Annotated in this window: 15 protein-coding genes; 4 read left to right on the top strand and 11 right to left on the bottom strand. The window is 73.9% G+C overall.

Going from position 1 to position 19902, the window contains the following annotated elements; translation table 11 throughout:
• Positions 1-52: 52 nt before the first annotated feature.
• The 6 genes from O4U47_RS11925 to O4U47_RS11900 all read right to left on the bottom strand — a co-directional run bounded on the left by O4U47_RS11925 (position 53) and on the right by O4U47_RS11900 (position 5362).
• A complete protein-coding gene (locus tag O4U47_RS11925; RefSeq protein ID WP_270677875.1) occupies positions 53-1735 on the bottom strand; it encodes a S1C family serine protease in 1683 nt (560 codons plus the stop codon).
• A 244-nt stretch (positions 1736-1979) separates the two neighbouring features.
• The gene (locus O4U47_RS11920; protein ID WP_270677874.1) at positions 1980-2861 is read right to left on the bottom strand and encodes a sulfurtransferase; all 882 of its coding nucleotides are present in this window, start codon (positions 2859-2861) and stop codon (positions 1980-1982) included.
• 25 nt (positions 2862-2886) lie between these two features.
• A complete protein-coding gene (locus O4U47_RS11915) occupies positions 2887-3327 on the bottom strand; it encodes a hypothetical protein (RefSeq protein ID WP_270677873.1) in 441 nt (146 codons plus the stop codon).
• Positions 3320-3685 (bottom strand): hypothetical protein, encoded by a 366-nt coding sequence (locus O4U47_RS11910; RefSeq protein WP_270677872.1) that lies wholly within the window; start codon positions 3683-3685, stop codon positions 3320-3322. The genes O4U47_RS11915 and O4U47_RS11910 overlap by 8 nt, the downstream gene beginning before the upstream one ends.
• A gap of 132 nt (positions 3686-3817) precedes the next feature.
• The gene (locus O4U47_RS11905; RefSeq protein WP_270677871.1) at positions 3818-4423 is read right to left on the bottom strand and encodes a DUF4352 domain-containing protein; all 606 of its coding nucleotides are present in this window, start codon (positions 4421-4423) and stop codon (positions 3818-3820) included.
• 219 nt (positions 4424-4642) lie between these two features.
• Complete coding sequence (locus tag O4U47_RS11900; RefSeq protein WP_270677869.1) at positions 4643-5362, bottom strand: MIP/aquaporin family protein; 720 nt, start codon at positions 5360-5362, stop codon at positions 4643-4645.
• Between the two features lie 381 nt (positions 5363-5743).
• Here O4U47_RS11900 and O4U47_RS11895 point away from each other — a divergent pair, with 381 nt between their 5' ends.
• Together O4U47_RS11895 and O4U47_RS11890 are read left to right on the top strand one after the other, a co-directional pair.
• Positions 5744-7840 (top strand): HelD family protein, encoded by a 2097-nt coding sequence (locus O4U47_RS11895; RefSeq protein WP_270677868.1) that lies wholly within the window; start codon positions 5744-5746, stop codon positions 7838-7840.
• Between the two features lie 73 nt (positions 7841-7913).
• A complete protein-coding gene (locus O4U47_RS11890) occupies positions 7914-9416 on the top strand; it encodes a CYTH and CHAD domain-containing protein (RefSeq protein WP_270677867.1) in 1503 nt (500 codons plus the stop codon).
• Between the two features lie 96 nt (positions 9417-9512).
• Here O4U47_RS11890 and O4U47_RS11885 read toward each other — a convergent pair whose 3' ends face one another.
• The 4 genes from O4U47_RS11885 to O4U47_RS11870 form a co-directional block, all read right to left on the bottom strand.
• Positions 9513-10436 (bottom strand): ABC transporter ATP-binding protein, encoded by a 924-nt coding sequence (locus O4U47_RS11885; RefSeq protein ID WP_270677866.1) that lies wholly within the window; start codon positions 10434-10436, stop codon positions 9513-9515.
• Between the two features lie 61 nt (positions 10437-10497).
• Positions 10498-11595 (bottom strand): FecCD family ABC transporter permease, encoded by a 1098-nt coding sequence (locus O4U47_RS11880; protein ID WP_270677865.1) that lies wholly within the window; start codon positions 11593-11595, stop codon positions 10498-10500.
• Positions 11592-12680, bottom strand: a complete 1089-nt coding sequence (locus O4U47_RS11875; protein ID WP_270677864.1) for a FecCD family ABC transporter permease — start codon at positions 12678-12680, stop codon at positions 11592-11594. Before O4U47_RS11875 ends, O4U47_RS11880 begins: the two co-directional genes overlap by 4 nt.
• Positions 12681-12805: 125 nt before the next feature.
• A complete protein-coding gene (locus O4U47_RS11870; protein ID WP_270677863.1) occupies positions 12806-15169 on the bottom strand; it encodes a molybdopterin-dependent oxidoreductase in 2364 nt (787 codons plus the stop codon).
• Between the two features lie 160 nt (positions 15170-15329).
• Here O4U47_RS11870 and O4U47_RS11865 point away from each other — a divergent pair, with 160 nt between their 5' ends.
• Positions 15330-16271 carry an HpcH/HpaI aldolase/citrate lyase family protein gene (locus O4U47_RS11865; protein WP_270677861.1) on the top strand — a complete coding sequence of 314 codons (942 nt, stop codon included), beginning with the start codon at positions 15330-15332 and terminating at the stop codon, positions 16269-16271.
• Between the two features lie 177 nt (positions 16272-16448).
• On the opposite strand, the gene O4U47_RS11860 is transcribed toward O4U47_RS11865, so the two are convergent.
• On the bottom strand, positions 16449-18104 hold the full coding sequence (locus O4U47_RS11860) for a glycine/sarcosine N-methyltransferase (RefSeq protein WP_270677860.1): 1656 nt from the start codon (positions 18102-18104) through the stop codon (positions 16449-16451).
• A 436-nt stretch (positions 18105-18540) separates the two neighbouring features.
• Between O4U47_RS11860 and O4U47_RS11855 the strand changes: the two genes are divergently transcribed.
• Entirely contained in the window at positions 18541-19857 is a 1317-nt protein-coding gene (locus O4U47_RS11855; protein ID WP_270677859.1) for an aminotransferase class I/II-fold pyridoxal phosphate-dependent enzyme, read from the top strand.
• The last annotated feature ends 45 nt before the right edge of the window (positions 19858-19902 follow it).

Below are 19902 nucleotides of genomic sequence, written 5' to 3'. Positions count from 1 at the left end.
GACCGGAGGCCCACACCCCCGGTCCGCCGCTCCCCCGTGTGCTCCGGCCGGCTCAGCCGCCGATGCTGTCGGCCGACTGGGCCGACAGCTTCACCTCGACCTCCTGCTCCTTGCCGTCGCGGGTGATCCCCAGCTTCACCGTCTCCCCCGGCTGCTTCGAGCGGATCTTGGCGATCAGCGCGTCCGGGCTGTCCACCGCGTCCCCGTCGACGGAGGTCACCACGTCGCCGCCCTTCAGCCCGGCCTCGGCCGCCGCTCCGCCCTTGGACGTGTCCACGATGCGCACGCCCCCCCGGTCGGCCGCCACGGTCGCGTCGATCGCCGCGTAGTCCGCGCTGCCCTGGTCGATGAGCTGCTCGGCGATGGGCTGGGCCTGGTTGATCGGGATCGCGAAGCCCAGGCCGATCGACCCGGCCTCGCCCTGCCCGCCCGACGAGGTCCCGGCGATCGCCGTGTTGATCCCGATCACCTCGCCCTTCATGTTGATCAGCGGCCCGCCGGAGTTCCCCGGGTTGATCGGGGCGTCCGTCTGGATCGCGTTGATCACCGTGGAGGTCCGCACCTCCCCCTGGCCCTGCTGCGGGGCGCCCAGGCCGAACGGCTCCTCCTGCCGCTCCTGTCCGCCGTCCACCACACCGGTGTTCACCGGCCGGTCCACGGCGCTGACCACACCGGAGGTGACCGTCCCGGACAGCCCCAGCGGCGACCCGATCGCCACCACGTCCGCGCCGACCTCGACCTTGTCGGAGTCGCCGAAGGTCGCGGGGGTCAGCCCGCTCACCCCCTTGGCCTCGAGCACCGCGATGTCGGAGACCTCGTCCGTGGCGACCACGCGCGCCTCGGCGTCCGAGCCGTCGTTGAACCGCACCCGGACGCTCTCGCCACGCGCCCCGGCCACCACGTGGGCGTTGGTGAGGATCTGCCCGTCGGAGCTGATCACCACCCCGCTGCCGCTGCCGCCCTCGGTCTCGATCGACACCACGCTCGGCAGCACCTTCTCGGCGACCTCGCTGACGTCCCCGGACGACACCGACCCGGCGGTCCCCCCGGTCAGGGAGCTGACCGGGGAGCTCGACCCCCCGGTGAGGTAGGTGGTGGCCACGGCCGCCGCGGGCCCCACGATGAGGCTGGTGACCAGCGCGGTCGCGGCCGCGATCGCCACCGGTCCGGGGCGCTTGCGCTTGCCGCCGCCTTCGGCGCCCCCGGGCGGCGGGACCGCCCCGGGCCAGTCCGGCGGGGCCGCGCCCCCGCCGCCCACCCCCGGCTGCGGTGCGGTGTGCTGGGGCCCGGTGTGCTGCGCCTGGTGGGCGCCGGGGTAGGGCTGCCCTGCGTAGTGGCCGCCGGGGTACTGCGGGGGCATGGCCCCGCCCGCGGGCGCGCCGAAGGCGCCCGCGCCCGTGAAGTGGCCGTGCCGGCCGTGCTGACCCTGTTGCCCGTGCCGGCCCTGCGGCCCGTAGGGCTCGGCGCCGGACGGATGACCGCCGCCCTGGGCCCGCATGCTCCACGCGCCGGCGCCCGGCGGGGACCACGGCCCGGCCTCGGCGGGCGTCTGCGCCTCCGGAGCGGTGTCCGCGGTCGGGGCGGCCTCGAAGGTGGGCCCGGACGCGGCGTCCGGGCTCTGGCCCGCCTCCTGTCCGGCATCGGCGTCGGACACGCCGCCGGTACCGTCGGTCTCCGGGGTCTCGTCGGTCCGGGGTTCCTCGCCCGGCCCGTCTCGCCTGTCCTCCGCGCTCATCCGAATCCTCCGGCTTCTCGTCCTGTAGCGATGAGTATCGGCGCCAGGGGTTAGAGCCCGGTGAGACGGCGCCTAGGTGCGGTTTCGAGGTCGGATCGGCGCGTCGTCCCCATTCGGGCCCCATCGTGACGGAACATGGTCATTGCCTCCCTCACGAGGTCCACCGCGTGGCCGCCTGCCAACCCGAGATGTCCGAAGGCCACGCGGTGCAGTCCCGACGGTGCGCCGCTCACGCGGTTCGCCGTCAGTCCCCGCCCTCCGCATCACCGGTCTCCGCCGGGAGCGCCGCGTCGGCCCCCCACGCGCTCCAGGAGCCCGGGTACAGCCGTGCCCCGGTGAACCCGGCGTGCTCCAGCGCGATGAGGTCGTGGCACGCGGTCACCCCGGAGCCGCAGTAGGCGGTGACCGACTCGGCCCCCTCGACGCCCAGTGCGGCGAAGCGCTCGCGCAGGCGCTCCGGCGAGGCGAACCGGCCGTCCGGCCCGAGGTTGCCCTGCCACTCCGCACTGCGCGCGCCGGGGATGTGCCCGGGGCGGGCATCGACGGGCGCGGGCTCCTCGCCGGTGTAGCGGCCCCGCGCGCGGGCGTCCAAGAGCAGTCGGCCGTACGGACGCGCCTTCAGGTCCTTCAGCTCCTCCGTGGTGGCGATCCGCTCGGCCGGCCACGGGACGGCCGTGCGCGTGCGCGGTTCGCGGCGCACCTCCCCCGTCTCCAGCGGGCCGTCCCAGGCCTGGATCCCGCCGTCGAGGACCGAGGCCGGGGTGCCCAGTGCGCGCAGCATCCACACCAGCCGCGCGGCGGTGGACCCGCCCGCGTCGTCGTAGGCGACGACCTCCGTGGCGTCGCCGATGCCGAGCCGCCCCAGCGCCTCGGCGAAGGCCTCGGGGGTCGGGAGCGGGTGACGCCCGCCCTCCGGGGTCGGTTCGGACGCCAGGTCCGAGTCCACGTCGGCCCAGACCGCCCCGGGAAGGTGCCCGGACAGGTAGGCCGCGTGCCCGTCCCGGCCGTCGAGGTACCACCGCACGTCGACGACGGCCAGGTCCCCGCCCTCACGCAGGCGCTCGGCCAAGCGCGCGGGGGAGACGACGGGCGGGACGGAGGACTGCTCGCTGCGCGGTTCACTCATGGTGCCAGCCTAGGACGGCACCCCCTCAGACCGCCTGTGCCGTCTCCCCTGTCCGGATCTTCTCCACGTGTCGCAGCCAGAGCATGCCCAGCACGGGCAGGACGAGCGGGATGAACAGGTAGCCGCTGCCGAAGCGCGACCACACGGTGTCGTCGGGGAACGCCGCCGGGTCCAGGAGGCTGAGCGTGCCCACGGCCAGCACGCCGCACAGCTCGATCGCGCAGGAGACCATGGCGACCCGGTGGGAGGTGCGCCCGCTGCGGGCGATCCCCACGGTCGCGACGATGTAGATGACGCCCGCCGCCAGCGAGAGCAGGTAGGCGAGCGGCGCCTCCTGGAACTTGGTGGCGATCTGCACGCCCGCGCGCGCGGTGGCGGCGAGGGCGAACAGGGCGTAGAGCGCGACCAGGACACGGCCGGGCCCGGAGCGGCCGGCGGCGTTCGCGGACGGGGCGCTCTCAGACAACGGGCGGGTTCCAGATCTGTTCGAGGCGGACCATGAGGACCGGGAGGATGAAGCAGGCGACGGAGATGACCGCGGGCCCCCACCGGCTGCGCTCCATGAACCCCCACACGGCGCACGCAGGGGGCAGGAGCACTACGGTGGCCAGGTACCCGACGAGCGTCGCCGGTTCGGCGGGCGGGTCGCCGCCCGCCCAGACCACCGTGGAGACGACGGCCTGGGCGATGGTGAGCAGCCACAGCACGCCCATGCCGACCAGGTGCGGAACGACCATGGGCCGGTCGCGGAAGGCCGAGACCATGCACCACACCGCCATCGCCAGCGACACCAGCTGGATGGTGCTCGTCAGCCCCTCGACCACGTCCGCTCCCCTGTTCCCGCCTGTCGCCGTTCGCCTCCGGTGCCCGTCCGCACCAGCGCGGATCGCTACTACATACGGTAGTACGGGCGTACCGCCCCCCGGACCGGGGGGGCGGTGCGCCCGGGCCGGCTCCTATGCGCCGGACACGTCGACCACGGCCGAGGAGTCGAGACTGATGAAGTCCCGGAGCTCCAGCCTGTCGAGCTCCACGTCCTCGGGGACATCGAAGATCAACTGGCCCTCGACCGTGTTGCCGGGGTTGATCTCGTTGAGGAGGCTCTCGGTGTCTCCCGTGATCTCCGCGACCGTGTCCGTGCTGTACTCCTTGCCGTCCGCGTCGATCAGCTTCTGCGAGGACGAGTCGAAGTAGCCGGACTCCTCCCCGATGTTCTCGACGGTGACGTCCACGACCACGTACTGCCCGTCGGGGGTCTCCGTCACGAACCCGGACTCGTCGGAGACCTCGGTGACACCGGTCTCCACACCGGTCACGGTGAACGCGAACGCGCCGGACTCCACCGTTTCCCCGATCGCGGCCGCGTCCTGCCCACCGGACCCGCCGTCGCCGGATCCGCCCTCCCCTTCCGATCCTCCGCCGTCGGCGGACGGGTCGGCGGACCCCCCGTCGTCGGACGGCGGCGAAGAGACGATCAGCGCCACACAGCCTCCGATGAGCAGGAGGAAGCCGAGGGCCGCGGCCAGGCCGCACCCGAGTCCGATCTTGGCTCCGGTGGACATGCCGCTCTTCGGCGGCTGGGGCGGGGGCGGAGGCGGGGGAACGTTTCCGTAAGCCATTGACGTGCTTCTTTCCGATGGGGGACTTCCGATCACGAGGTTGCCGTGCCTGGGCCCCCTCGGGGGGCGTTTTCCCGAAGACGGTCCGATCCCGGTCAACGGGGACACGCGAGGCGGGCGGGGTCGCCCCCGCCCGCCTCTGGTGTCCCGGTGGTCGCACGGCTACATCAGGCCGTACACCCAGCCGCCGAGGACGCCGCCGACGACGCCGCCGGCCAGGGGGCCGACGACGGGGATCCAGGAGTAGCCCCAGTCCGAGCCGCCCTTGCCCTTGAGGGGCAGGAGCTGGTGGACGATGCGGGGTCCCAGGTCACGTGCCGGGTTGATGGCGTAGCCGGTGGGCGCGCCCAGGCTCATGCCGATGCCGACCACGCCCAGGGCGACGATGAGCACGCCCATCCCGGACAGCGCCAGCTCCTGGTTCTGTCCGGTCGCGGTGACGACGAACAGCAGGGCGGCGGTGGCGATGAACTCGGTGAGGAAGTTCGGCCCCGGGCTGCGCACCTCCGGCTCGGTGGAGAAGATCCCCAGGAACGGCCCGTCGGAGTGCTTGAACTGGCTGTAGTAGGTCAGCCAGGCCAGGGCGGCGCCGATGATCCCGCCGAGCAGCTGCGCGAGGACGCGGACGGGCACAGTGGACCAGTCCCCTTCCGCCGCGGCCAGGCCGAAGGTGACCGCCGGGTTGATGTGCCCGCCGGACAGCGGCAGCGCGAAGTAGGCGCCCGCCATGACGCCGAAGCCCCACCCGAAGGTGATCAGGACCCAGCCCCCACCGTGCGCCTTGGACTTGTTCAGGACGTGGGCGGCCACCACGCCGCACCCGAAGAGCACCAGGATCGCCGTTCCGAACAGCTCTCCGAAGAAGATCGTCGTCGTCGTCACCGTCGCCTCCGTTCGCACCGGTGGGAATACCGGACGGATACCCCTTCCGGGCCCTGATCACCATCCCGGGAAGCGCACTTGCCCGCTGGTTTATCCCATCGTTACCGCTGGTCGCGCCCGTTCGGCGGGCGACGGGCCGGGCGCGCGCCGAACCGTTTCCCCGGGGCGGGGAATCAGGGAAAAGAGGATTGCCAGGCTCCTCCCCCGCGGGTATCATCGCTCCTTCGCGGCGGAAGTGCACCACGGCACACCGACGCGCAGAGGATCGGAACGAACCGGCCGTCGCCACGCCGGGGCGGGACCCGCGCATCCGCCGCCCCGACGACCAGCCCGACCGATCCCGGGGAGTCCTCCGTGTCCTCGTGCACACCGCCGGCGCGCATGCCCGATTCCGCCGCCGCCCCTGACGCCGAACTCCGCGCGGAACGGCGCCACCTCGCCTCCTCCCGCGAGGCACTGCGCGAAATGCGCGAAGAGGTCCTCACGACCGAGACGGCCCTCGCTGACGCCGTCGTCGACAAATACACCAACGCCGTTCTGCAGCGCGCACGCGAACGCCGTGCCGAGGCACTGGCCGAACTCCCGGACGCGCCCCTCTTCTTCGGCCGCCTCACCTACCCGCCCGGAGATCTTTACGAGGCGGAACCCGGAGAACCCTTCACTTCCACACGCACCCCCGGCGCCGATTTCGCCTATATCGGCCGACGGAATGTGCGCGAAAGGTCCGGTGCGACGATGGTCCTGGATTGGCGGGCGCCCGTCTCCGCGGCCTTTTACCGCGCCGGTCCGCAATCGCCCATGGGCGTCCTGTCCCGCCGCCGCTACGGGTTCGGCACCGACGGCGCACTGACCGCGTTCGAGGACGAGGACCTCACCCTTCCCGAGCCCGCCCGAGCAGACGCCGGGGCAGCGCTCTTGGCCGCGGAGATCGAGCGCCCCCGCACCGGCCCCATGCGCGACATCGTCGCCACCATCCAGCCCGACCAGGACGACCTGGTCCGCGCCTCTCTGGACACGAGCCTGTGCGTGCAGGGCGCCCCCGGAACCGGCAAGACCGCCGTCGGCCTGCACCGCATCGCCTTCCTGCTCTACGCCGAGCGGGTGCGCCTGCGCCGCGAGGGCGGCGTGGCGATCGTCGGCCCCAGCAGCTCCTTCCTCTCCTACATCCGCGACGTCCTTCCCGCCCTGGGAGAGGCCGAGGCGGGCCAGCTCACCCTGGAGGAGCTGGCCGACCGGGGCACGCCCAAGGGGGCCGACTCACCGCAGGCCGCGCGCCTCAAGGGCGACGCCCGCATGGCCGAGGTCCTCTCCCGGGCCCTGTGGGCGCAGGTGCGCCCCGCCGCGGAGACGCTGGTGGTGACGGCCGGTTCGCGCAAGTACCGGGTGCCGCCGGAGGACATCGCGGAGATCGTCGACGGCATCCGCCGCCAGCGGGCCTCCTACGGGGCCGGGCGGGACCTGCTGGCGCAGCGCCTGGGCGGCGCGGTGCAGGGCCTCATGGAGGCCTCGGGCGGCACCTCCGACGCGGGCACCCGCGGCCGCATGGCCCGCTCCCGGGAGGTGAAGGCGGCCGTCACCGCGATGTGGCCCAAGGCCGACCCGGTCAAACTGGTCTTCGCCCTGCTCACCGACCCCGACCTGCTGGCCCGCGCCGCCGCGGGCGTCCTTGACCCCGAGGAGCAGGCGGCCGTCCGGTTCCCCCGGCGCCCGCGCTCCCCCAGGTCCGCCCCCTGGTCCCCGGCCGACCTGGTGCTGATCGACGAGGCCGCGTGCCTGGTGCAGCGGCCCCCGTCGCTCGGACACATCGTCCTGGACGAGGCCCAGGACCTGAGCCCGATGCAGTGCCGGGCGGTGGCCCGCCGCGTCCCGTCCGGGTCGGTCACGGTGCTCGGCGACATCGCCCAGGGCACCGCCCCGGCGGCGGCCCGGACCTGGGCGGACCTGCTGCGCCACCTCGGCAAGGACGACGCCCGCCTGCAGGTCCTCAGCCGCGGCTACCGGGTGCCCGCGCAGATCATCGACTTCGCGGCGCGGCTGCTCCCGGAGATCGCACCCGACCTGCCCGCCCCCAGCGCGGCCCGGCAGGCGCCCGGGGCGCTGCGCATCGAGGCCGCGCCCGCGCCCCGGCTCACCGGCGCCGTGCTGGACGCCTGCAAGCGCGCGCTGGACGAGGAGGGCTCGATCGGCGTCATCGCGGCCGACGGCCGCCTCGACGGTCTCCACACGGCGCTGGCCGAGCGCGGAATCGGGGCGGGCCACCTGGGCCGGGACCCGGACGCGCTGGAGGCGTACCGGGTCGTCTGCGTTCCCGCCTCGCTCGCCAAGGGCCTGGAGTTCGACACCGTCGTCGCCGTGGAGCCCGCGGACATCGCCGACGCCGAGGAGCGCGGGCTCAACCGCCTCTACGTGGTCCTCACCCGCGCGGTCAGCCGCCTGCACGTGGTGCACTCACGGCCGCTGCCCGAGCCGCTCGGTTGACGATCGCGCGGCCGGGGGAGAACGGGGGCACCGGAACCGCGGATGTTCCGTCCCGACGCCGTTGGAGGCCGCGATGGCCGACCAGTTGGAGATCGAGACGACGTTCGAGGTCGGTGCCGGGTTCTCCCTCCCCCGGCCGGCCGATCTCGCCCCGGGCGGTGTGGACGAGCGCGCGCACCGGCTCACCGCCACCTACTTCGACACCGGCGACCTCCGGCTCGCCGCCCGGGGGATCACGCTGCGCCGCCGCCTCGGCGGTCCGGACGCCGGGTGGCACCTGAAGATCCCCTGGGGGCGCGACGGCAAACGGGAGTTCCACGCGCCCCAGGGCTCGCACGCCGTCCGGATCCCCGCCCGGCTGGTCCGGCTGGCGGCGTCCGCCGCGCGCGGGGCGCCGCTAGCCCCGGTCGCCCGGATCACCACCGAGCGCACCGAGCTGGGTCTGCTCGGCGAGGAGACCCGGCGGCCGCTCGCGCTCATCGCCGATGACCGGGTGCACGGCGAGGTGCTGGACGGTGCCGGAGGCGACGGCGGCGGGGAGATCCGCTGGCGGGAGGTGGAGGCCGAGCTCGGGTCGGGCGACCGCGACCTGCTGGACGCCATCGGCCGCCGCCTGCTGGACGCGGGCGCCCGCCCCTCCCGCATCGGCTCCAAGCTGCTGACGCTGCTGGGCGACCGGGTGCCCGCGCCGCCCGAGCGCCCCTCGGGGGACACCGCGGACGCCGTTGTCCGGGGCTACCTCTTCGACCAGGTGGAATACGTGCTCGACCTGGACCCCCGGGTGCGGCTCGGCGAGGAGGACGCGATCCACCGGATGCGGGTGGCCGCCCGCCGCATCCGCACGGTCCTGCGGGGGTTCCCCTCGGTCGTCGACCGCAAGGCGGTCCGGGGCACGGCGGCGGCCCTGCGGGAGCTGGCCGCGTCCCTGGGGACCGCCCGCGACCTCGAAGTGCTCCGGGAGAGGTTCGCCGCGCGCTTGGCGGAGCTCCCGGCCCGCGCCGGGGGCGTGGCCCTGACGGCGGACTGGCTCGCCGCCTTCGACCGGCGGCTGGAGGAGGCACGGCGCAAGGCGGTGCGCGCGCTGGACGGGCAGGAGTACCTGGACCTGCTCGACGAGCTGGACCGGCTGCGAGCCACCCCGCTGACCGGGCGCCGCGCCCGAAGTTCGGCCGACCAGGTGCTGGAAGCCGAGCTCGGCGACGCGGTCGACCGCATGCGCGCCCTCCACGGGCGCGCGCTGGCGGCCGGGGACGGGCCCGGCCGGGGCGACGCGTGGCACGAGGTCCGCAAGGCCGCGAAGCGCGTCCGGTACACGGCCACGGCCGCCGAACCCGTGCTGGGCAAGCGCGCCACCCGGATGCGCCGCTGGTCGGCAGCGCTCCAGGAGGTGCTCGGCGACCACCAGGACGGCGCCGCGGCCCTCCGGTTCATCGCGGTGTCCGGAGCACGGCTCGCGGGGAGCGCCCCGGACCGCGCGTCGGCGTCGGCGACACTGGCGGCCCTGGCGGGAGCCGAGACGGCGGCGGCACCGTACCTGCTCGCCGAGGCCCAGCGGACATGGGAGGTGGGCCCGTAGGCGGCCCCTCACCGATGATCTCGACAAAAGCGCTGCCATTCCGGCGGTTTTGACAGCACTCTTGTCGAGATCATCGGCTGGTGGCGCGCGGAGGGGTCAGGCGGAGCGCTTCTCCAGGAGTTCGCCGTCCTGGTCCGCGTCGCCCTCCTGGGAGACGTCGGCGGCGTCCGCGACAGCCTCCTGGGCCCCGTCCGTCTCCGCGCCGCCGCGCGCGCGGCGGCCGATGGTCCCCCGCCGGTCCACCGCGACGATCATCGGGGTCCCGGTCTCCGGGTCGGGCACCACCCGCACCGGCAGCCCGAACACCTTCTCCACCAGATCGGCGGTGACGATGTCCGACGGCTCGCCCTCGGCGACCACCGCCCCCTCCTTCATGACGATCAGGTGGGTGGCGTACCGGCACGCCTGGTTCAGGTCGTGCAGCACCGCGACCAGCGTGTACTCGCGCTCGTGGTGCAGGTCCGCGCACAGGTCGAGCACGTCCATCTGGTGGGCGATGTCGAGGTAGGTGGTGGGCTCGTCCAGCAGCAGCAGCGGCGTCTGCTGGGCCAGCACCATGGCCAGCCACACCCGCTGGCGCTGCCCGCCGGACAGCTCGTCCACCATCCGGTCCGCCAGCTCGGCGACGCCGGTGGCCTCCATGGACTCGGTGATCACCGACTCGTCGGAGCGGGACCACTGGCGCAGCAGCTTCTGGTGCGGGTAGCGGCCGCGCGCCACCAGGTCGGCCACGGTGATGCCGTCGGGGGCCACCGACGACTGCGGCAGCAGGCCCAGCCGCCGCGCCACCTCCTTGGAGGGGTAGGACGAGATGAGCCTCCCGTCCAGGTGCACCGCCCCCGACTGCGGCTTGAGCATCCGGGACAGCGCCCGCAGCAGCGTGGACTTTCCGCAGGCGTTGGGGCCGACGATGACCGTGAAGGAGTTGTCCGGGATGCTGATCCCCAGGTCTCGGGAGATGACGCTCTGGTCGTAGGCGAGCGTCAGGTTCTCCCCCCACAGCCGGGACGGTTCGGGCATCGCGCTTTCTCCTGTGTGTGCGTCGTGTCGGGGGAGCTGGTCGTCGTGTCGGGTCCGCCGGTCAGGCACGTCCGGTCCGCCATTCACGGTAGAGGAGCCAGACGAGGTAGCTGCCGCCGATGACCGCGGTCACCGCGCCCACCGGGAGCCGCGCGTCCCCCACCGCGTGCTGGGCGACGAGGTCGGCGGCGGTGAGCAGGAGCGCGCCCATCAGCGCCGCGCCGAACAGCGTGGTGCCGTTGGAGCGCAGCAGCCTGCGGGCGAGCTGGGGGGCGGCCAGGGCGATGAAGGAGATCGGCCCGGCGACGGCGATCGCCGCGCCGGTCAGCGCACTGGCCGCCAGCAGCGCGACGGCCTGCGTCCGCTGCACCGGGACGCCGAGGGCCTGCGCGCTCTGGTCGCCCATCTCCATCAGCCGCAGCCGGGGGCCCAGAGCGAGGAGCGGCGGCAGCAGCAGCGCCATGCACACGGCCACCGCGATGACCTCGCTCCACCCGCGCGCGTTGAGGCTGCCGATCATCCACACCTGGGCGGCCTTGGCCTCGGTGAGGTCGGCGCGGGTGATCAGGTAGTCCCGCACCGAGGTGAGCATGGCGCTGATGCCGATGCCGACGAGGATCAGCCGGTAGCCCTGCACGCCGTTGCGCATGGCCAGCAGGTACACCAGCCCGGCGGTGGCGACGCCGCCGACGACCGCGCCGAGCGACACCTGGAGCATCGACCCGCCCAGGACCAGGATGGTCAGCACCGCGCCGGTGGCCGCGCCGCCGGTGAAGCCGATGATGTCCGGGCTGCCCAGGGGGTTGCGGGACAGGCTCTGGAAGACCGCGCCGGCCACCCCGAGGGAGGCGCCGACGAGCACGGCCGCCCAGGCGCGGGGAAGGCGCACATCGCGCACGAAGAACAGGTCCAGCCGCTCGCCGGTCCCGGCCAGGGCGGCGACCACCCGGGGCAGCGGGATCTCGTACTCGCCGAGCATCAGCAGCGCCGCGAAGACGGCGGCGATGGCCGCCACCAGCACGCCGAACACCACGGCGGTGCGCGGCCGGAGCAGGAAGGACACGCGGCCCAGGCGCACCGGGCGGCCGGGGCGCACGGTGCCCCGGGCGGTCGCGGGGGCGTCCGCCGGGGAGGCGGTGCGCGGGGTCGTCGCGGTCATAGCTGGGCCATCCTCGTGCGCCGGACCAGGGCGATGAACACCGGCGCCCCCACCAGCGCGGTGATGATGCCGACCTCCAGTTCGCCGCTGGGCAGCACCACGCGGCCCAGGGTGTCGGCGGCGGTGAGCAGGATGGCGGCGAGCACCGCCGAGTAGGGCAGCAGCCAGCGCTGGTCGGGGCCGGTGATCGCGCGCGCCACGTGCGGCACGGTCAGCCCCACGAACCAGATGGGCCCGGCGGTGGCGGTGGCCGCCCCGCACATGAGCACGATCGCCACGGCCGCCAGCAGGCGGGTGCGGTTGATCCGTGCGCCCAGCGCCGAGGCCAGGTCGTCGCCGAGGGCGACGGTGTTCAGCGCGGGCGCCAGCAGCAGGGCGATGACCACCCCGGCCGCCAGGAACGGCCAGATGCGGGAGAACAGCTCCAGGTCGCGGCCGACCAGGGAGCCGACCTGCCAGAAGCGGATCCGGTCGAAGACGAAGTCGTCCAGCACGATGACCGTGTAGACCAGGCCCTGCAGCACGGCGGCGACGGCGGTCCCGGCCAGCGCCAGGCGCACCGGGGTGGCCTGGCTGCGGCCGCGGCTGCCCAGGGCGTAGACGGCGACCGAGGCCAGGGCGGCGCCGAGGAACGCGAACCACACGTAGGCGTTCGGGCTGGTGAGGCCGAAGACGTAGATGGCGGTGACGATGGCGGCCGCCGCGCCGGAGTTGACGCCGAGGATGCCCGGTTCGGCCAGCGGGTTGCGGGTCAGCCCCTGCATCAGCGCCCCGGACAGCCCCAGGGCGGCGCCGACGAACACGCCGAGGACCGCGCGGGGGATGCGCAGCTCGACGATGACGCTGTGGTCATAGGAGCCGTCGTTGCTGAACAGCGCGTCCCACACGGTGCCCAGGGGGATGGACTTGGCCCCCACCGAGACGCTGAGGCCCGCGCACAGCACCAGCACGCCGACGGCGGCGAGCAGTCCCAGCGCCCGCGCGGTGTGCACCCGGGTGTGGGCCCGGGTGCGCCGGTCGAGCGCCTGCACGGCCTCTTCCCGGTCCGCCGCGGCCCGGTCGGGCGCCGCCGTCTCCAAGGGCACTCGTCTTCCTCCGACTTTCGTTCCGGTCCTGTTCCGGGCACGGCAGGGGCGCCACGGGCGCGCCGACGCCGGAGGGGGCCGGCGTCGGCGCGAGGAACTTAGTAGAGGCTAACCTATGCTCCAGATCAGGAGGAAGGGGGCACCGGCACCGGCGGGGTGAAGGCCCTCACGGGCGGCGGGTCGCCGCGGTAGGCCTCGATCTCCACCAGCACGTGCTGGCCGGTCGACCCCTGGGCCAGGCGCGAGGTCCCGGCGACGTCGGTGAGCACGTTCGGGTTGCCGTGCGCGCAGGTCACCTCGGTGGAGGACGGGTCGTACCAGGCGCCCGTGGACAGCTGCGCCACCCCGGGGCGCAGGTCGCCGCTGACGCGCACCCCGGCGAGCAGGCCGCCCCGGTCGTTGTGCACGCGCACTAGGTCGCCGTCGGCGAGCCCGCGCGCGGCGGCGTCGTCGGGGTGCATGCGCACCGGCGCGCGCCCGTCCACCTTCAGCGAGGCGCTGTAGGCGCCCATGTCCTGCTGGCTGTGCAGGCGCCCCTTGGGCTGGTTGGCCAGCAGCAGCAGCGGCCAGCGCCGCGAGCGGGCCGACCCCAGCCGCTCCTCCCCCGGAAGCCAGATCGGGTACCCGGGGCAGTCGGGGTAGCCGAAGCCCGCGATGGTCGCCGAGAACAGCTCGATGCGGCCGCTCGGGGTCTGCAGCGGGTGCGCCACCGGGTCCTCGCGGAACCCGGCGAAGGCCGCCATGGCCGCGTCGTCCACCCGGCCGGGCAGGTCCACTCCCCCGGCCCGGCGGAAGGCGTCGTAGGAGGGCAGGTCGGCGCCGAACAGGTCGTGCTGCCGCTCGCGCCACCCCTCGTACATGTGCCGCATCCACTCCTCGGCGGTGCGGCCCTCGGTGAACTCCTTCTCCAGGCCCATGCGGGCGGTGACCGCCCGGTAGATCTCGAACTCGTCGCGCGCCTGGCCGTAGGGGGCGACCGCCCGGCGCATCGCGTTCAGCCGCAGGTCGCCCTGGCTGGCGGCCATGTCCTCGCGTTCGAGGGCGGTGGTGGAGGGCAGCACGATGTCGGCGTGGCGCGCGGTCGCCGTCCAGTGCGTCTCCACGACCAGCACGGTGTCCGGGCGGCCGAAGGCGCGGGTGAGCCGGGACAGGTCCTGGTGGTGGTGGAACGGGTTGCCCCCGGACCAGGCGACCAGCCGGATGTCGGGGTAGGTGAGGCGCTCGCCGTCGAAGTCGAACTCCTCCCCCGGGCGCAGCAGCATCTCCGATGTGTGGGCGACCGGGATGAGGCGGTCGACCGGGTTGGCGCCCTTGGGGAAGCGCGGCAGGCCGCCGGGGGTGGCGCCGCCGCCGTAGCGCCCCATGGAGCCGTACCCGGTGGCGAAGCCGCCGCCGGGCAGGCCGATCTGGCCCAGGAACGCGGCCAGCGCCAGGCCCGCCCACAGCGGCTGCTCGCCGTACTGCGTGCGCTGCACCGACCAGCCGACGTTGACCAGGGTGCGCCCGGCGGCCATGCGGCGCGCCAGGGAGCGCAGCGCGTCGGCGGGCAGCTCGCAGACCGGCTCGGCCCACTCGGGGGTCTTGGCCACGCCGTCGGTCTCGCCGGTGACATAGCGGCGCACCACGTCGGCGCCGACCGTGAAGCGGTCGAGGAAGGCGCGGTCGGCCAGGTCCTCCTCGATGAGGACGTGGAGGAGGGCGAGCATCACCGCGGTGTCGGTGCCGGGCGCCGCGGGCAGCCACTCGGCGTCCATCTCCTCGATGGTGTCGTCCTTGAGCGGGCTGACGGACACGGTGCGCAGGCCGCGCGCGGCCGCCTCGCGCATGCCCGGGGCGGCGGTGTGCGCGGCGCGCCCGCCCGAGGCGATCCAGGTGTTCGACAGGCGCAGGCCGCCGAAGCTGACCATGAGGTCGGTGTGCTCGGCGATCGCCTCCCAGGTGGGGGCGCGCTCCAGCAGCGCGTGCGCGCCCTCCGCGCCGACCAGGTGCGGGAAGAGCACCTCCACCGCGGCATGGCTGTAGGTGGCCCGGCTGCGGGTGTAGCCGCCGGTGGTGTTGAGGAACCGGTGGAGCTGGCTCTGCGAGTGGTGGAAGCGCCCGGCGCTCCCCCAGCCGTAGGAGCCGCCGAAGACGGCCTCGCCGCCGTGCTCGCGGTGGACCCGCTTCAGCTCGCCGGCGACCAGTTCGGCGGCGGTGTCCCAGTCCACCTCCACGTAGGCGTCGTCGGGGGCGCCGCGTTCGGGGTCGGGGCCGGGGCCGTTCTCCAGCCAGCGGCGCCGCACGGCCGGGCGGGCCACACGGGTGGGGTGGTGCTGGGCCCCGGGGGCGTTGCCGATGAGCGGGGAGGGGTCCGGGTCGCCGGGGTCGGGCCGGGTGCCGACCACCTGCCCGTCCCGCACGAGCACCTCGTAGGTGCCCCAGTGCGAGCTGGTCGGATACGCCTCGGTGCCCGCCTCGCCGTGAGGCGGCGCGTCGTTCGTCCGGCTCATCGTTCCCCTTTCCCCCATGGTGTGGTTCCCCCGCGGCGCGGCGGCTTACGCACGCTCGCGCCTGGAATGCACCCTAATGTTCGTTTCGGGGGCCGGATAGAGTCCAACCGCACGGCGGCCGGGAGCGGCCCCGGACGCCTCTCAACGGCAGGAGTGGAACATGGCGCCCTTCCGGTCGCGACGCTCGGTCCTCGCGGTCCCGGCCTCCAACCCGCGCTTCGTGGACAAGGCGCGCGGCATCGCCTCCGACGCGTTCTTCCTCGACCTGGAGGACGCGGTGGCGCCGTCGGAGAAGGAGCGCGCCCGCGACGCCGCGGCCGCCGCGCTCACTGAGGGCGGATGGGGGGCGCGCGTGCGCACGGTCCGGGTGAACGCCCTGGACACCCCGTGGACCTACCGCGACGTGGCCACCGTGGTCGAACGGGCCGGGGCCGGCCTGGACTGCCTGGTGCTTCCCAAGGTCACCGAACCGCTCCACGTCCAGTGGCTCGACCTGCTGCTCACCCAGGTGGAGCGCGCCTGCGGCCTGGAGGCGGGGCGGATCGGCATCGAGGCGCAGATCGAGGACGCGCGCGGGCTGTCCGCCGTCGACGCGATCGCCGCCGCCTCGCCGCGCCTGGAGACGCTGGTCTACGGCCCCGCCGACTTCATGGCGTCGGTGAACATCCGCAGCCTGGAGGTCGGCGCACAGCCGCCCGGCTACGACGCCGGGGACGCCTACCACTACGTCCTCTTCCGCATCCTGACGGCGGCGCGGGCCAACGGCCTCCAGGCGATCGACGGACCCGAGCTCAAGGTCCGCGACCCCGAGGCGTTCCGCGCCTCCGCCGGGCGCACCGCGGCGCTGGGCTACGACGGCAAGTGGACGGTGCACCCCTCGCAGGTCGAGGCCGCCAACGGGATCTACTCCCCCGGCCAGGAGGAGTTCGACCGCGCCGAGCGCATCCTCGACGCCTACGAGCACGCCACCTCCGTGGAGCGCCGGGGCGCGGTCACCCTCGACGGGGAGATGCTGGACGAGGCGTCCCGGAAGATGGCCCTGGTCGTCTCCGCCAAGGGGCGGGCGGCCGGGCTGGCCCGGTCGTCCCCTCCGGACGCCTGAGGCCCGTCCGAAGGGGACGGACGGGCCGGTACGGGGGCGCGGCAGGCCGACGCGACGCCGCGCCCCCGAGCCTCGGAAGGGGTGCCCGGGTGGACCGCCGGCCCGGCCCCCCGCGAGCCGGGGGCCGGGCCGGGGCGGCGGGCCCAGGGCGCGCCCGCCGTTCCCGGGAGGTCGGGATCAGGACTTGTAGTGCAGGATCCCCCAGGCGAGCGAGCCGGACTCGCCGCCGTTCACCCAGTTGCGCAGCCCCGTCTTCATCCGGGTCAGATACGCCTCGCTGATCTTGCCGTTCAGCTCGGACTCGCGCGCCTCGGTCTCGGCGAGGACGCGGCCGTAGTGGCGCGGGAGCTGCTCGGTGAGGTCGTCGAACTCCACCTTGGACAGGCCCAGGCGGGCCGTCTGCTTGTCGTAGAAGCCCGGCGTGCCCATGCTGTCCAGGTGCAGCCGGTCCAGGATCGGCCGCAGGGCGTCCTGGGTCGCGCCGTCCGAGGCCATCGGGTCGGTGAAGATCAGGTGCCCGCCGGTGCGCAGCACGCGGGCCACCTCCTCCAGCACCCGGGGCCGGTCGCCGCTGTGCAGGAACGCGTCCTGGGACCACACGACGTCGAACGCGTTGTCCTGGCAGGGGATGTCCTCGAAGGAGCCGTCGACCACCGTGATCAGGTGGTCCAGGCCCGCCTCCCGGTTCATCTCCCTGTTGCGCTCGTTCTCCACCTCGCTGAGGTTGAGGCAGGTCACCTTGCACCCGAACTGGCGGGCCAGGAACCGCGCGGATCCGCCGTACCCGGCGCCGACGTCGATGACCTCGGTGTCCGGGCCGATCTCCACCTTGCCCGCCATGCGCTCCACGGTGCGGCGGCTCGCCTCGGCGATGTCGCCGTCCGGGGAGTCGTACAGCCCGACGTGGATGTCGGTGCCGCCCCAGATGGTGTGGTAGAAGGTGTCGGCGTCGCTGGAGTTGTAGTACTCCCGGGCGGTCCGGACGGCCGCCGAGTACGCCTCGGAGAGGTCGTCCTCCCGCAGGTAGGACTTCTCGGCGATGTGGATGTAGAAGTCCGGTTCCTCGCCCTGGTGGGTCTCCTGGAAGTCGCCGAAGGTCTCCACCTTCTGGAAGCCCACCTCGCGCAGGAGCCGCCGCGTGTAGTTCTTGCGCAGCGGGAACATGTTGAGGTGGTACTCGGACTTGTCCGGGAACCGGTAGACGAAGCGCGCGAGGCCCTCGTCGACGTGCTCCGGCTCGGCGGACACCTCCTCACCGCAGTAGTAGTAGGTGTGCTTGTTCCCGTACTTGCCGTCCAGCAGGGCGTCGTAGTTGCGCTGGTCGATGATCAGCACGCCGTCGTGCTTGAGCATCGCGTAGAACTCGGCCAGCGCCTTGCGGCGGTCCCGCTCGGAGAACAGGTGGGTGAACGAGTTGCCCAGACAGATGATCGCGTCATAGGTCCCGTGCACGTCGCGGTTGAGCCAGCGCCAGTCGGCCTGGACGACGCGCAGGATGTGCCCGCCGTAGGCCATCCCGTTGTGGAAGGCCTTGGCGAGCATCTCAGGGCTTCCGTCAGCGCTGACGGTGTCGAACCCCTCTTCGACCAAGCGCACCGAGTGGAAGCCGGTCCCGGTCGCGACATCGAGGACCTCGCGGACACCGCGCTCCTTGAGCTGATCCACGAAGAAGCGCCCCTCGCTCTCGTAGCGGCGCTTCCAGTCGATCAGCTCGTCCCACTTGTCAACGAACCCGGTGACGTATTCGGCTTTGTAGTGGTCGGTGTCGCGAACGGCTAGCGGGTCGTCTCCAAATCGCTGCTGATCCTGCCCTTTAATAGGTCGACTCCTCACACTAGAACACTCCCCGGACGTCCGGCACATGACGTCGAGGGTGAAACTTCGCGTATCCCCATTGAAAGGCATGACCCCCACCCCACTTCAAGTGGGCTCGGCCGCCGAGATGCCTTAACCCCAGGTCAGAGCGCGCAAATTCGTTGGACGAACCCCCTGCACACGGCCTCGCGAGGGCCCATGGAGCCCGCCGGACGGAGCCCCGAGAGCATTGTGCGGCTCACCCGAAGAATCGCAGGACGCAACGCATTGCGCAGCACGCAATGTACAATCGATAAAAAATGCGGGAGAAATTGAATTCAATCGCGGTCCACCGATAATCGTCCATCCGCCGCGCCGGGTCGACCCCTTTGTGCGCACGCGGCCGGCGTTCACCGCTCCGGGCGCCCGCCGCGCCGGTGTGCCCGGCGGGGCCGCACTGCTGGATAATGCGGTCATGGTCATCACCGGACGCGGCTCGCACGAGATCGCCGACAGCGTGGAACGGGAGATCGTCGGCGGAGGGCTCCAGGCGGGGGCGCTCCTGCCCCCCATCCGCGACCTCGCCGGCGAGCTGGGGGTCAACCCCAACACCGTGGCGGCCGCCTACCGCCTGCTGCGCGACCGCGGGCTGGTGGAGACCGGAGGGCGGCGCGGCACCCGGGTGCGGCAGCGGCCCGCCGCCGCCCCGCGCGAGACCGGCCCCGGCGCGGTGCCGCCGGGGACCGTCGACGCCGCCACCGGCAACCCCGACCCGCGGCTCCTGCCCGACCTGGGCGGCGCCCTGGCCGCGGTCGCCCGCCGCCGCAGCGGGCGCACGCCCCCGCTGTACGGCGACGCGCCGGTGCTGCCCGCGATGGCCGAGGCGGCCGGGGAGGTGTTCGGGGCCGACGGCGTCCCGGCGGGCTCGCTCGCGCTGACCTCCGGCGCGCTGGACGGCGTCGACCGGGTGCTGCGCTCGGCGCTGCGCCCCGGCGACACGGTGGCCCTGGAGGACCCCGGCTGGCCCAGCGAACACGACCTGCTCGCCGCGATCGGGCTGAAGAGCGTGCCGATGGCGGTCGACGACGAGGGCCCACTGCCGGGCGAGCTGTCCGCGGCCCTGCGCGCGGGCGCCCGCGCCGTCGTGCTCACCAACAGGGCGCAGAACCCCACCGGGGCCGCCCTCAGCGCGGACCGGGCCCGGGCCCTGCGCGGGGTGCTGTCCGAGCACCCCGCGGTGCTGACCGTCGAGGACGACCACGGGTTCGGCTGGGTGGAGCTGCCCTTCCACGGGGTGTTCGGGGCCACCGACCGCTGGGCGCTGGTCCGGTCGGTCGCCAAAGGGTACGGCCCCGACCTGCGGCTGGCGATGCTCGCCGGGGACATGGTCACCGTCGACCGGGTGCGCGCCCTGATCCAGACCGGGCCCGGGTGGGTGAGCCACGCCCTCCAGGAGGCGTTCGTGGAGATGTGGCGCACGGGCGCGGTATCGGCCGAGGAGGTGGGGCGCTCCTACACCGAGCGCAGGACCGCCCTGATCGACCACCTGGCCGGGCACGGCCTGGAGGCGCGCGGACGGTCGGGCGTGAACGTGTGGGTCCCGGTCCCGGACGAGGGGGCCGCGGTGGCGGGCCTCCTGGCCCGCGGGTGGGCGGTGTCCCCGGGCTCCCGCTTCCGCAACGGGGCACGCCCGGCGCTGCGGGTGACGGTGTCGGCCCTGGGGGAGGGGGACATGCCCGCCTTGGCGGCGGCCATAGCCGCCGCGACCAGGCACGGCGGCCCCGCCGTGTGAGGGGACGGCCGGGCGGCGACGGCGGCGGAATCCGTCGCCGCCCTC

This window comes from Nocardiopsis suaedae, from assembly GCF_027706745.1.
In the GTDB taxonomy this organism is placed as follows: domain Bacteria; phylum Actinomycetota; class Actinomycetes; order Streptosporangiales; family Streptosporangiaceae; genus Nocardiopsis_A; species Nocardiopsis_A suaedae.
Note: the sequence above shows the minus strand (reverse complement) of the source record. Positions and strands in the feature narration are given on the sequence as shown.